This is a genomic window from Paenibacillus sp. CAU 1782 (assembly GCF_054551715.1).
The window spans coordinates 96695-109301 of record NZ_JBTOLL010000002.1 but is presented as its reverse complement, the minus strand read 5'-3'; the positions used below and the strand labels follow the sequence as shown (position 1 = coordinate 109301).

Annotated in this window: 12 protein-coding genes and 1 riboswitch; of the genes, 11 read left to right on the top strand and 1 reads right to left on the bottom strand. The window is 51.4% G+C overall.

The window, feature by feature from the left end; all coding sequences use genetic code 11:
* The first annotated feature begins 53 nt into the window (after nucleotides 1-53).
* From ACX93W_RS09520 to ACX93W_RS09500, 5 genes are all read left to right on the top strand, one after another.
* A complete protein-coding gene (locus ACX93W_RS09520) occupies nucleotides 54-1133 on the top strand; it encodes a phosphotransferase (protein ID WP_459392129.1) in 1080 nt (359 codons plus the stop codon).
* Nucleotides 1130-2950, top strand: coding sequence for an ABC transporter ATP-binding protein (locus tag ACX93W_RS09515; RefSeq protein WP_459392128.1), 1821 nt, complete (start codon nucleotides 1130-1132; stop codon nucleotides 2948-2950). The genes ACX93W_RS09520 and ACX93W_RS09515 overlap by 4 nt, the downstream gene beginning before the upstream one ends.
* A 227-nt stretch (nucleotides 2951-3177) precedes the next feature.
* Entirely contained in the window at nucleotides 3178-4221 is a 1044-nt protein-coding gene (gene galE, locus ACX93W_RS09510) for a UDP-glucose 4-epimerase GalE (RefSeq protein WP_459392127.1), read from the top strand.
* A 23-nt stretch (nucleotides 4222-4244) separates the two neighbouring features.
* The gene (locus ACX93W_RS09505) at nucleotides 4245-5333 is read left to right on the top strand and encodes a glycosyltransferase family 2 protein (protein WP_459392126.1); all 1089 of its coding nucleotides are present in this window, start codon (nucleotides 4245-4247) and stop codon (nucleotides 5331-5333) included.
* Nucleotides 5334-5464: 131 nt separating this feature from the next.
* A riboswitch (cyclic di-GMP riboswitch) is annotated at nucleotides 5465-5548 on the top strand.
* An 11-nt stretch (nucleotides 5549-5559) separates the two neighbouring features.
* Entirely contained in the window at nucleotides 5560-5727 is a 168-nt protein-coding gene (locus ACX93W_RS09500; RefSeq protein ID WP_459392125.1) for an anti-repressor SinI family protein, read from the top strand.
* A 12-nt stretch (nucleotides 5728-5739) separates the two neighbouring features.
* Here ACX93W_RS09500 and ACX93W_RS09495 read toward each other — a convergent pair whose 3' ends face one another.
* Nucleotides 5740-6069 (bottom strand): helix-turn-helix domain-containing protein, encoded by a 330-nt coding sequence (locus tag ACX93W_RS09495; protein WP_459392124.1) that lies wholly within the window; start codon nucleotides 6067-6069, stop codon nucleotides 5740-5742.
* A 270-nt stretch (nucleotides 6070-6339) separates the two neighbouring features.
* On the opposite strand from ACX93W_RS09495, the gene ACX93W_RS09490 reads away from it, so the two are divergent.
* The 6 genes from ACX93W_RS09490 (at nucleotide 6340) to ACX93W_RS09465 (ending at nucleotide 12574) form a co-directional block, all read left to right on the top strand.
* The gene (locus ACX93W_RS09490; RefSeq protein ID WP_459392123.1) at nucleotides 6340-8274 is read left to right on the top strand and encodes an asparagine synthase-related protein; all 1935 of its coding nucleotides are present in this window, start codon (nucleotides 6340-6342) and stop codon (nucleotides 8272-8274) included.
* Nucleotides 8275-8734: 460 nt separating this feature from the next.
* Nucleotides 8735-8878: a paeninodin family lasso peptide gene (locus ACX93W_RS09485; protein WP_459392122.1), complete on the top strand. Its 144-nt coding sequence runs from the start codon at nucleotides 8735-8737 to the stop codon at nucleotides 8876-8878.
* 133 nt (nucleotides 8879-9011) lie between these two features.
* Entirely contained in the window at nucleotides 9012-9941 is a 930-nt protein-coding gene (locus ACX93W_RS09480; protein ID WP_459392121.1) for an HPr kinase/phosphorylase, read from the top strand.
* Nucleotides 9942-9944: 3 nt separating this feature from the next.
* Nucleotides 9945-10271 carry a lasso peptide biosynthesis PqqD family chaperone gene (locus tag ACX93W_RS09475; protein ID WP_459392120.1) on the top strand — a complete coding sequence of 109 codons (327 nt, stop codon included), beginning with the start codon at nucleotides 9945-9947 and terminating at the stop codon, nucleotides 10269-10271.
* A gap of 10 nt (nucleotides 10272-10281) precedes the next feature.
* Nucleotides 10282-10770 carry a lasso peptide biosynthesis B2 protein gene (locus ACX93W_RS09470; protein WP_459392367.1) on the top strand — a complete coding sequence of 163 codons (489 nt, stop codon included), beginning with the start codon at nucleotides 10282-10284 and terminating at the stop codon, nucleotides 10768-10770.
* Nucleotides 10771-10774: 4 nt separating this feature from the next.
* On the top strand, nucleotides 10775-12574 hold the full coding sequence (locus ACX93W_RS09465) for an ABC transporter ATP-binding protein (protein ID WP_459392119.1): 1800 nt from the start codon (nucleotides 10775-10777) through the stop codon (nucleotides 12572-12574).
* Nucleotides 12575-12607: the final 33 nt, after the last annotated feature.

Below are 12607 nucleotides of genomic sequence, written 5' to 3'. Positions count from 1 at the left end.
ATAAAGAACTATATTCATTATTAAGAACGTTTAGTTGCCATGAAAGGATGGAGATGTCAATTCGACGTTTTACCTATGTCAAAATCAACAATTATTATTACTGCATCGATACCGGAAAATGGAAAATGTTTCGTTATCTGATGAATAAATTCAAGCCTCTGGCATTAGTGGATGAAACCGCGCGGTACACCCTGATGCCGGATAGCCTTGCCAAGAGCTACAGAGTGATAAAGCTGCTGCTTTACATGCACAGGGGTACAAAAAAGAACAAGCTTTCCACCATTAAGCTGCCGGTTTACGGCCAGGTCGCCTTATTCAAAAAAAACGACAACGCTTATATGGTTTTTGACGCTGAACGGGAAGTTGTTACGACCTTTCAGGCTGGTCCCTCCAAGGAAATGAAGACCGGGAAGGTTTCTTATTTGCGCAAAATCGGGCAGTCAGGCATCGGCCCCCGAATCGTGGAGGAAAATCAGAAGGAGGGCTGGTATGAAGAAGAATATTTGAATACAAGTCATGAACCGCCGGAGAAGCTGGAGCAATCCGAAAGGCTGCAAACGGAGATTATGGGATTTATCGGCCGAGTCATTAGCCAGTTTCCCATCAAAACCGTGCCGCTCACCCATTACGTCACCAAATTGACTGCCAAAGTGCCTGACAACATGATGGAGGACGAGCGTTACGCGCCAAAAATAGAACTGATTTTATCTTTCATGGCCACGCTGCGCGAAAGCCTTTCTCGAGCGGAGGAGCAAAATATCGACCTGGCTTTCTCCCATGGCGATCTGCATTTGAAAAACTTGATTCGCCGCGACGGCCGTTTAATCGGCATAGATTGGGAGTTTATGAAATGGCGCTCGCTTCTCTATGACGCCTATTATTTCTACAACTTTGTCCGTAAAGAACCCGACGCAAGCGCCCTGCTTCATGAACTGGAAACCTCCAAGGAACTGGAGCTGTCCCCGATTAACCCGGATACCTATCGCATGGTCTTTCAATTGGAATGGATTGTTCATTGGCTAGTCATTGTCGGAGACCGTCTGGAGAGGATCAAGCCGGTCCGCATGCATCACATTCTGGACAATTTGATTCAGAGCACAACACTATTTTTTGAGGGCGTGGAGAAGAGATGAAGGATGTAATCCGCAGGCTGTACGGCTTGTTCGACAAAAGAGAGAAAAGAAAGCTGGGCTTCATACTGGTCATGATGTTGTTCGCCGCATTTTTTGAAGTGCTCGGAATCGGACTCATTGTTCCTTTTATTTCGATGGCAACGAAGCCTAATCTGATTCAAGACAACAGCGTGTTGTCCTATCTGTACGAAACGCTGCAATTCACCAGCACGACTGCGTTTCTCATTTGTTCCGTAGTGCTGCTGCTGGCCGTTTTTGTGGTCAAAAATGTCTACATCCTCTGGTATCAGCACAGGCAATACAAAGTTATTCTGGATCAGCAGGTCAAGCTGTCGCAAAACCTGTTTCGCACTTATCTGACCAAACCGTATGTCTTTCACCTTCAGCGGAATACCGCCGTGCTTCTGCGCAATATCAATGTGGAGGTGCCGAAGGTTTTTCAGGGCGTTATTCTGTCGGCGCTGCAGCTTATTGCGGAAATCGTAGTGATGATCTGCATCTTTTCCCTGCTGCTGGCGATCGAGCCGATTGCTACTTTAATCGTATCGGGGTTGATGGCGGCATGCGTAGCTCTTTTTTTCGCCCTCTTCAACAAAAAAATAGGCAATCGGGGACGGGAGCAGCAAAATATAAACCGCGAAATGATCAAGTGGACCAATCAGGGACTTGGCGCCAGCAAAGAGGTCAAGGTATCCGGCAAGGAGCATTTTTTTGTGGAGGCCTACCGCAAGCATAGCGTGCGCAACGCAAACAATACCCGATATATGAAGGTGCTGGATCATGTGCCGCGCCTGTATATCGAAACGCTGCTTGTTACGCTTGTTCTGGTCATGCTGCTCGTCATTATGCTGCAGGACACCGGCGTGGAAGGCATGATGTCGACCCTGGCGCTTTTTTCCCTGGCGGCTTTCCGCTTAATGCCCTCCATAAACCGGATCGTAGGTTTGGTGACCACGATAAAATACAATATACCGGCATTCAGCGTCGTGTACGAGGATTTAGCTGTTGTTAGCGGACGGGCTTCCCGCAGGCGCGGTGCCGGGAGGCAAATGCCGACCCCGGCGAGCACGTACCGGGCAGAGCCGCTTAAGCGCTCCATTGAGCTTTCCGACGTCACTTTCCGTTATCCGGAGCAGGCGGAGGTTGCCCTCACCGACATTTCGCTGACGATTCCGGCAGGCAAATCGGCCGCCATCATCGGCGAATCCGGCTCCGGAAAATCGACGCTGGTTGACATCATGTTAGGCCTGCTGGAGCCGGAGCGCGGACGAGTGATTGTGGATGGCGTCAGCCTGAACTACCGCATGGACGAGTGGAGAAGCCAGATCGGATACATTCCCCAGTTTATTTATTTGACCGACGATACGATACGGGCAAACGTGGCATTTGGCGTTAACGAAAATGAAATCGACGACGCCAAAGTCTGGCATTGTCTGGAGCAAGCCCAGCTCAAAACTTACGTTGCCTCCCTGCCGGATGCCTTGGAGACGGAAGTGGGGGAGAGGGGAGTCCGTCTTTCCGGCGGCCAACGGCAGCGGATCGGCATTGCCCGCGCGTTGTATCATAATCCGTCCGTCCTGTTCATGGACGAGGCCACGTCGGCTCTGGACAACGAAACGGAGCAGGAGGTCATGAATGCCGTCGAAGCGCTGAAAGGCGATAAAACGATCATCATCATTGCCCATCGCCTGAGCACGATTGCTGGCTGCGACATTGTTTATGTCATGAACAAGGGCAAGCTGGTCGACGTTCAGACCAAGGGAGGAAAAGCAGAGGAGCAAGCGCGGCCGCTAGCCGCTACCGGAAGCCCTTCCTGACTACTGCGTGCGAGTGCAAGTGAATTTCGGCTATATTTTGATGGGGAACGGTATCGTCAGCCCTTGATATTCTTTAATAAGAACGAATAAGAGTCTAATTGAGAACCAGTCCTTATATTCGTTTTGTTTGATGGTCCGCATTTTTTCCGAAGTGTCTTCAGTACGTTAAGGCTTGATCATCCGGTTGAGCCTTAATGATTCGCAAGCAAGATAGAGGAGGAGAGAAAATGGCGATTTTGGTAACGGGAGGCGCCGGATATATCGGCAGCCATACATGCGTGGAATTGATGGAAGCGGGTTACGAGGTTGTTGTTGTCGACAACTTGAGCAATAGCAAGGAAGAAGCCGTGCATCGCGTTATGAAGCTTGTTGGCCGAGCCTTTCCTTTTTATATGGCGGATTTGACGGATAAGGAAAGCCTTCGCCGGATCTTCCGGGAAAACGATATTGAAGCGGTCGTTCATTTTGCCGGTTTAAAAGCCGTGGGTGAATCCGTGCAGCTTCCTCTTAAATATTATTATCAAAATATGACCAGCACGACTGTGCTTTGCGAGGTGATGGAAGAGTTTGGCGTGCATCGGCTTATTTTCAGCTCGTCGGCTACGGTGTACGGCGTGCCCGATGCTGTGCCGATCGCGGAGGAAGCGGCTGTGCGCGCCATTAATCCCTATGGCCGGACAAAAGCCATGATCGAGCAGGTATTGCAGGATTTGGCCAATGCCAACCCGGCGTGGAGCATTGCGATTTTGCGGTATTTCAACCCTGTCGGCGCACATGCCAGCGGTATGATTGGAGAAGATCCCGGCGGTTTGCCCAATAATCTGCTTCCCTATATTGCCCAGGTAGCGGTAGGCAGGCTGAAGGAGGTTGCCGTGTTTGGCGGCGATTATGATACGCCTGACGGCACCGGCGTAAGGGATTATATTCATGTGGTGGATTTGGCGCAGGGACATTTAAAGGCGTTGGAGAAAATCGGATCAGACAGCGGCTTGCATATTTACAACCTGGGTACGGGACGCGGCTTCAGCGTGCTGGAGATGATCGAAGCCTTTCAGCATGTATCCGGTGTAGCAATCCCTTACCGGATTACGGCCAGGCGTGAGGGAGACATCGGGGCGTGCTACGCCAATTCCGCCAAGGCAAATCGGGAGCTTGGCTGGGAAGCCAACCGGGATATTGTGCAGATGTGCCGCGATGCATGGCGCTGGCAATCCTCCAATCCGCAAGGTTATGTCAGAGCGACGGCCCAAACCGGCCTTGCATCCCGCTAGAGACCGAAAGGAGACAGGTGGACATGCGCAAGACGGCGGCCAAAGCCAGCGTGGTTATTCCCGTCTATAACGCGGGCCGCAAGCTGGGCCGCTGTGTGGACTCCGTGCTGGAGCAGTCATGTCCCGATATCGAAGTTATTTTGGTCAATGACGGCTCGACGGATGGGAGCGGGGACTTATGCCGCCGCTATGTGGAGATGGACTGCCGGGTATTGCTGCTGGAGCAGGACAAGACGGGAAGCATTAGAGCAAGAAGACGCGGCGTGGAAGCTGCCTTGGCTCCCTATGTCGTTTTTGCCGATGCCGATGACTGGATGGACGCAAAATTGGTGGAGTCTTTGCTTAAAGTGGCGGAGACGCAGGAGGCGGACATAGCCGTTTGCAACACGTACCGGGTAATTGACGGCTTGCCGCTGCTTCGCCGAAGAAACCGCAGCCGTTATTTTCAATCGCCGCGAAATTATGAAGGCGAGCAGATTCGCGATGAGCTTGTTGCCGCTTATTTGCACGGGCATCCGTTTCCAGCGACGCTGCATGGCAAGCTGTACCGGCGGGAGCTGCTGCTTGGCTGCGGGGCTTTTTTGGAGGACATCGTTTTTTTTGGCGACGATCTGTTCTACAACCTGGAGATGCTGTTGAACGCGCGGCGTGTTGCCGTTTTGCCGGAATGCCTGTATTATTACCGATCCGGCGGCACAACGAGCCGCTATATGCCTCATCTATTCCCGGATATCGTGAACGGCTACAGAATTCAGCAGGAGGTTGCCGATCGCTGCTTCGGACATCCTGGCGGGAGCGGGCTTGCCGAACACAGGCGGGGCATAAGCGAAATGCTGCTGAGGACGCTGTTGACTTGTCTCGTCTATTTGTTTTACGCGGATATGACTACCGGTGAGCGCATGCGGCATATTGGCGAGTATTGCAATCATCCGGCAGTGCGGGAAAGCCTGTACAACTTGTCAGGCAAAGGTTCTTTGCCGCGAAACTATATGCTTGCCCTGCAGAACCGGGATTCCGCGGGCTTGCATGCTTTGGCCAGACGGATTTATACGGGGGGGGTGCCAAAACGCGCTATACTCAAGCTATTATCTTTTATTCCGTCGCCGCTTTAATGAGTACTGGAATTATTGAACACAAACGTCCAAAAAAATTCGACAAATTGACAAATAATCTATCAAAAAACGAAGACATGAACCGACAGCATATGCATGTCCGATCGTATAAGATCAATCATGTGCAGTAAAAAGATAAGGGAGACGTTGAAATGCGCCTAGTATCTGGGCACCTTAGGCGCATGGAGTCAGTGGTGCAACCGCCCCGACGATATGGGGGATGAACATGACTGGAAATGGTTCGGAAAACATGCAGCACGGACAACTGGACAGAGAGTGGGTGGAGTTGATCGCTTGCGCACGCGCCAAAGGGCTGACACCGGACGAAGTAAGAAGGGTTCTATCTATTATCGGGGAAGAGCGCTCATCCATTATACAAGAAAGCGCTGTATGAAAGCATACAGCGCTACTCGCGATTGAATTTCCACTTGTTGAATTCAAGAAATTCCTTGAACTGTTCTTTGCTGACGCCGGAATTCATAGCTTCTCGCACAATTTCTTCCCATTCGCGGTCCAGCTCGCCGGCAGGGCGATCTTGTTGTTCACTGTTTACAAATTCCTCAACCGGCACATGAAGCACTTCGCCGATTTTTTCCAAAAATTGAATGGATGGATTTTGCTGAAGCCCTCTTTCAATGGAGCTCAAATATGATTTGGCAACTCCGGCTCTTTGAGACAATTCGGTTAACGAGAGGCCTCTCCGTTTGCGAAACATTTGAATGCGTTCTCCAATCATGACAGACTCCTCCGTTAGTGCTTCAGCCTCAAATAAGTTTTCATTTGTTTACATTATAACGGAATTCATACGCGAGGGAAAGAGTCGCCGAAGAAGGCGGCTTTTTCGCTATCTTTTGAGGTAACAAAATAGATGTTCACTAAAAAGAACGTTTTACTGAAAATATATGAAAAATATTGCAGAAACACGATTGACATTCCGTTAACAGCGATGTTAATATACAGGTATGTTCTTTATAAAGAACGAAAGCGACGAGATATGGAGGCACAAATGAGCGCGATCGCCGGGATATGGAATATATGCGAAAGCCGGAATGCCGGCGAACAGGGAGAACGACTCCGCAGGACTTTGTCGAAATGTCCCGCCGACTATGAAGGCGTATGGCAGGAGGGTCCGATGTATCTGACTTGCCGCAGCCGATGGATCACTTCCGAGGCTGTAGGCGTTCCTAATCCATACCATGACAGCAATCGGCGGTTAACCATTGCAGCCGACGCCATCATCGACAATCGCAAGGAGCTTTTGGATAGTCTTGGCATACCACCGGGACAACGCGGAGATGTCAGCGATCAGGAATTGATCCTGCTCTCCTATGACAAGTGGGGGACGGAAGCTGCTGGCAAACTGATTGGCGATTTTGCTTTTGTTCTATGGGACGGGAATAAAAACAGGCTTTACGGCGCAAGAGACTTTTCCGGCGGCAGAACGCTTTATTTCCATTGGAACGACAGCTCGTTCCGGTTTTCTTCCTTAATTAGTCCGCTTCTGGCGCTGGACGATGCAAGCCGCGAGCTAAACGAGCAGTGGCTGGCCCAATATGTAGCGATTACGGCAGTTGTGGATGTTGTCGGCATGGACCAAACAGTCTATAAAAATATTAAGCAGGTTCCGCCGGCCCATTATTTTTTGCTGGAGAATGGTACCTTAACGATGTCGCGGTATTGCAGGCTTGATTCGGTGAACAAGCTTTTGCTGAAAAACGATAATGATTATGTGGAAGCTTTCCGAGAGGTTTTCCAGGAGGCTGTTGACGCCAGAGTCCGGACGTTCCGGCGGGTTGGCGCACAGTTAAGCGGCGGACTGGATTCAGGAGCCGTTGCCAGCTTCGCGGCTCGCCGCTTGCGCCGGGACGATCTTTCCCTTTATACCTACAGCTATGTGCCGGTTTCGGATTTTGTCGATTATACCCCGGGCTGCTACGCGGCGGATGAAACGCCCTATATTGCCCAAACTGTGGCGCATATTGGCGGCATAAGGGAGCATTACCTGAACTTTGAAGGCAGCGATCCTTACAGCGAAATAGACGGGATGCTGGGCATTATGGAAATGCCCTATAAATTTTATATCAATTCCTTTTGGCTTAAAGGCATTTTCGAGCATGCGGAGCGAGACGATGTTGGCGTGATTTTGAATGGCGGTAGAGGGAATTTGAGTATTTCCTGGGGAGACGCCATACCCTTTTATACTGAATTGATGAAGAGAATGCGCTGGGGCAAATTGATGGAGGAGCTGGCGTTTCGCAGGTATGCTGCGCAAACGGGCCGCAAGCATTTGTTGTCGCTTGTTGGCCGTGAGCTGCTGTCGAACTTCTCTTGGCGCAAGGAGAAAACGCCGCCTTATCAGGTCATTATTAATGAAGCCTTTGCCGCAAAAACCGGTGTCTATGAAGTGTTGAAGCAACATGGCATCGGGTCGGACGGATGGCTGGCATCCAATAATGTGTATGAAAACCGGAATAATCATTTTCAAGAGCTTTATCATTGGAATGCCAGCAATACGTTAGCTGCGAAGCTTTCCTACCGGTTTGGCGTCTGGAAGCGGGACCCTACAAATGATCTTCGCGTCATTTCATTCTGTCTGTCGCTTCCAGAGGAACAGTATGTGCACAAGGGGATGTCCAGGGCTCTGGTGCGCAGAGCGACCGAGCATATGCTTCCGGATGGAATCCGGCTGAACGAAACGATACGTGGAGTGCAGGGAGCCGATTGGCTGCATCGGGTCATTCCCCGGTGGGAACAGCTTCACAGCGAGTTTCGGGAAATGACCGGCAACAGCGCTTTGCTGGAGATGGTGGACGGCAAGGTACTCCGCGCAGCGCTTGGCGAGCTGTCAGATGGAGTCTCTCCCTCGGATGCCCATGGCAGGCATATCAATGCATTGATGGTTTGCCTGATCCTTCACCGCTTTCTGAAGCAGGCTGCGTAGTTGCTTTGTGGGACAAGGGGCTTCCGATTGCTGAATTCGGCCAGTAAACGGTAGGCGGTGTTTGGTGGAGTGCCAGAGCCGGAAGCTGGCCCCGCGCAACGGTCATCCATGACCGTTAAAGTCTTGTTTTGATACCATGTCCACTTTTAAAGGTCATCCATGACCGTAAAAGCTTACTTTCATCCCCAAAACGCGACTTTTGAGCGTCTAAAGGACACGGGTGACCGTTAGCTGATGCCAATGCATCTATTTGGGGCTCTAGCGGACATCGGCGACCGCTAGACGGACATAAGAAAAAAGCTAATGCTTACGAAGCGACGTTCTTCCAGAACGTTTCAAGCGTTCGCTTGTGTAAATTTGGAAACCAATGCGATCGGAAGAACCATTCCCGCGGCGGACTCCTGCCAACAATCCTTAGTTGAACTTATATTAATGCATCTTTGAAAGGAGGTGAACGAATATGACACTGAAAAAAGAATGGAGCAAGCCTGAACTGGAAGTTCTTCATGTCCACATGACTGAAGCATCCACCACTAACGGCCCTTTGACTGACGAGGCTTACGTGCCAGGCCAGTACAGTGAAAATCCGCGCTTTACTAGCTAAGACGTGTATACAACCCGCTCTGCGGAGTTTGCAAACACGCCTTAGTAGCAAGTGAAACAAGCCAGCCGGGCAAGCTCTTATACCGAGAGGGTAGGAGCTTGCCGGGGTACCTGGGTGGATGGAGGCGATGGTTGTGTTGGAAACGGAAGTTGGATTCCTATACCGCGCATTTGGGTTAACAATCCACAGCGAGCTCAGGCTGCCGGAGCTGATGCCTGCGGATGAGCCTGAGTCGGCTATGGACGTACATATCAAGCTGGACCCCTTTCTCAAAAGCGGGTTTGACGGCGAAGCGTACGATTTTGTTGCGGACACAGGCAATATAACGGTAAAAATGCCGGACGCCGGAGTTTTCCGCGTACAGGATGGCCATACCATTATTATATCGCCGTATGCTTTTGCCGATGAAGGGCTGATTCGCCTATATACGCTGGGAACCTGCTGCGGAATTCTGATGCTTCAAAGAGGCATTTATCCGCTGCATGGCAGTGCGGTCGCGATCGGCGGCAAGGCGATAGCAATCGTCGGAAACTCGGGAGCCGGTAAATCGACATTGGCATCCGCCTTGCTGGAGAGGGGATGCGGACTTGTTAGCGATGATGTGATCGCGGTCGATATTACGGAGGACGGAAGACCGCCGCTGGCTTCATCCGCTTACCCCCAACAAAAGCTTTGGCAAAACAGCCTGGAGGCTTTGGGCAGGAGCAGTGAAGAGTTGTCCTCTATTTATGGTAGGGAAAGCAAGTTTTGCGTGCCTGTCAAAGACCGTTTCCATAGCGGACCATTGCCGCTGGCCGCAATCGTCGAGTTGACTGGTCCAGGAGAAAGCGCGGGAGACGCGATCTGCTCGCGGGTTGGCAATTTGCAGTCTTTGCCGCTGCTGATGCGTCATACGTATCGTTATCAGTTGCTGGGCAGAATGCATTTGCTTTCATGGCATTTCCGGCAATCAGCGGCATTAGCCGCGCGTTTGCCGCTATACAGCATGGCCAGGCCGGCTGGCGAGTTTTCGGTGCCGCAAATGGCGGATTGTATTTTAAAAACAATAGCTGCGGGGGAATAGTTCATGTCCATGGTAATCAAGCAAGACCTGCTCGATCGTACGGTCCAGATGACGTTTTCGCTACAGCTGTCGGTTGTGCAAAGCTACAATTACATTGCAAGCGACATGAATGGAGAACGTGTGCTGCTTTGTGTAGACAGCGGCAAATATTACAATTTGGGAGCAATCGGCACGGTGATCTGGGACCTTCTGGAGAAACCCGTTACCGTGGGGTCCGTTGTTCAAAGCCTGCTGGATGAATACGAGATTGATCGGCCAAGCTGCGAAGCTGAGGTGTTTGCCTTTTTGGCACGGCTTTCGGAGGAGCGGTTAATCCGGTTTGGGGTTTAAGGCGGGTTATATGACGAGGCTTGCCAAAAAACTGAAGCTGCTGGCGGGGATGGACCGCACCCAAATGTCGCTGCTGCTTGAGGCGGGGTTTTATATGGGCTGGGCCAGGTTCAAGCTTCTGAATACCCCCTTCGTAAAGCTGGCCGCGACACTGGGAACGTTTATGCAGGAAAGTGCCGCTGCGGATGATGGAAAGCACCGGCGCGAGCTGTCGATGATTATGGATGCGCTGCATATTATGAGCCGGAATACATTTTGGGAGAGCAAATGTCTGGTGCGTGCCGTTGCCGGTCTCAAAATGCTGGAACGAAGAGGTATTTCGAGTACGTTGTATCTGGGAACTTCAAAGGATGAGCATGGCAAGCTGATTGCCCACGCGTGGTTGAGAAGCGGGCCATGGTATATTACTGGGGCGGAGGAAATGGATCGGTTTGTAGAGGTGGGCAAGTTTGCCTGCTTGCCGGAATCCTGCCTGAGTTCCGCCGCCGGAAAGCGATGATGATATGAAGCATATTTGGTATTTTGCCGGGAAGCTGAACCGTTACGCCGGAAAAAAGCTCTATTTTAATATGATGGGCATGTTGACGATCGGACTGCTCGACGGAGCGGCCGTACTGCTGCTTTTGCCATTGCTTGGCATTATCGGAATCGTCAGCGCTCCGAGCGCCGGAATGCCTTTTCTAGACAAGCTGGCTTTTCTGCAGGAGCTGCCTACGGCGCAGGCGCTTGTACTGGTGCTGCTCTTTTTTGTTGCGTTGACGACGATGCAAAGTTTGCTGCAGCGGAGCTTGAGCCTTCGCGAGGTCAAAATTCATACCGGCTTTATAAACCAGCTAAGGCTGGAAACTTATCGGATGCTGCTTCAGGCGAACTGGAGCTTTTTTATTACCAAACGAAAATCGGATTTAATTAATGCTTTGACAGGCGAGCTTGGAAGAGTAACGGGAGGCGCGTTTTTGTTTCTGCAAATGCTGGCTTCCATTTTGTTCACGATGATCCAGATCGGATTGGCGTTTTGGCTATCTTGGCAGCTGTCGTTGTTTGTGCTTGGCTGCGGTCTGATCATTGGTCTGCTGTCTCGCCGATTTATCGCCAAATCGAAGCAGCTCGGCTCTGTTTCGGTCGACTTGGCCAAACATTATTTGGCGGGCATCTCGGATCATTTTAACGGCATGAAGGATATTAAAAGTCATTTGCTCGAAGGCTCTCGTTATCAGTGGCTGCAGGATTGGTCCACCAAGATCGAGGCTGAAAGATATGAATTCACCAGGATGCGAAGCAATTCGCAGCTGTTTTATAAAGTGGCCTCCGCTGTGCTTATTGCTGTATTTGTGTTCGCTGGAGCAAGCCTGTTTCAGGCGCAGGCTCCCCAGATGCTGCTGATCACGGTGCTGTTCGCACGGCTATGGCCGCGGTTCACCGGCATTCAATCGCAATTGGAGCAGTTGGCTTCCGCTTTGCCCGGTTTTAAGGTGCTGGAGGAGTTGCAGCGGGAATGTCTTGCGGAGCAGGACGAGGTATATGTGGATCATGGCGATAGCGCCATTGAGCCGTTGTCCATCACCAGCGGTTTGGAGCTGCGCGACGTGTGCTACCGCTATGTGAAAACGCAGCCCGGTTATACATTGAAGCATGTTCATCTGCATATTCCGGCAGGAGGCATGACCGCGATTGTCGGCAAATCGGGAGCTGGCAAAAGCACGATTGTTGATCTGCTTCTGGGGTTGATTCATCCCGAGCAGGGAGAAATTGTGGCGGATGGGAAAACGCTGAGCAGGCGCGACATGCTGAGGCTGCGCCGATCCATCGGTTATGTGCCGCAGGAGGCGTTCCTGTACCACGGCAGCATAAGGGATAATTTGACGATGATGAGTCCGGATGCCACGGAGGCGGAGCTGTGGGAAGCAATGGAATTTGCGGCTGTAGCTGACTTTGTAAGGTCGCTGCCCGACGGACTGGATACGCTGATCGGTGATCGTGGCGTAATGGTTTCGGGAGGCGAGCGCCAGCGGCTGGTGCTGGCAAGAGCGATTCTCCGCAAGCCGTCACTGCTTATTCTGGATGAAGCAACAAGCGCGCTCGATAGCGTCAATGAAAGCATAATTCAGATGGCGTTGGAGCGTCTCAAAGGACGTATGACGATTGTGGTGGTGGCCCATCGTTATACGACGATTCGCAATGCGGATCAGGTGGTGGTTGTGGATGACGGCCGCATTATTCAGTCAGGCCCGTTCGATCGGTTGTCAAAGGAGGAAGGTTTGTTCAGCGCATTGCTGGGACGGCCTGCGTCAGTAGCATTATAACCCCAACTCCACTATACTAGCTTTAAAGGTCGT

What these genes read in the sequence shown, in the direction of transcription:
- ACX93W_RS09520 (WP_459392129.1), top strand. Translation starts at nt 54, where the DNA reads ATGTCAATTCGACGTTTTACCTATGTCAAAATCAACAATTATTATTAC.
- ACX93W_RS09515 (WP_459392128.1), top strand. Translation starts at nt 1,130, where the DNA reads ATGAAGGATGTAATCCGCAGGCTGTACGGCTTGTTCGACAAAAGAGAG.
- galE (WP_459392127.1), top strand. Translation starts at nt 3,178, where the DNA reads ATGGCGATTTTGGTAACGGGAGGCGCCGGATATATCGGCAGCCATACA.
- ACX93W_RS09505 (WP_459392126.1), top strand. Translation starts at nt 4,245, where the DNA reads ATGCGCAAGACGGCGGCCAAAGCCAGCGTGGTTATTCCCGTCTATAAC.
- ACX93W_RS09500 (WP_459392125.1), top strand. Translation starts at nt 5,560, where the DNA reads ATGACTGGAAATGGTTCGGAAAACATGCAGCACGGACAACTGGACAGA.
- ACX93W_RS09495 (WP_459392124.1), bottom strand. Translation starts at nt 6,069, where the DNA reads ATGATTGGAGAACGCATTCAAATGTTTCGCAAACGGAGAGGCCTCTCG.
- ACX93W_RS09490 (WP_459392123.1), top strand. Translation starts at nt 6,340, where the DNA reads ATGAGCGCGATCGCCGGGATATGGAATATATGCGAAAGCCGGAATGCC.
- ACX93W_RS09485 (WP_459392122.1), top strand. Translation starts at nt 8,735, where the DNA reads ATGACACTGAAAAAAGAATGGAGCAAGCCTGAACTGGAAGTTCTTCAT.
- ACX93W_RS09475 (WP_459392120.1), top strand. Translation starts at nt 9,945, where the DNA reads ATGTCCATGGTAATCAAGCAAGACCTGCTCGATCGTACGGTCCAGATG.
- ACX93W_RS09470 (WP_459392367.1), top strand. Translation starts at nt 10,282, where the DNA reads ATGACGAGGCTTGCCAAAAAACTGAAGCTGCTGGCGGGGATGGACCGC.
- ACX93W_RS09465 (WP_459392119.1), top strand. Translation starts at nt 10,775, where the DNA reads ATGAAGCATATTTGGTATTTTGCCGGGAAGCTGAACCGTTACGCCGGA.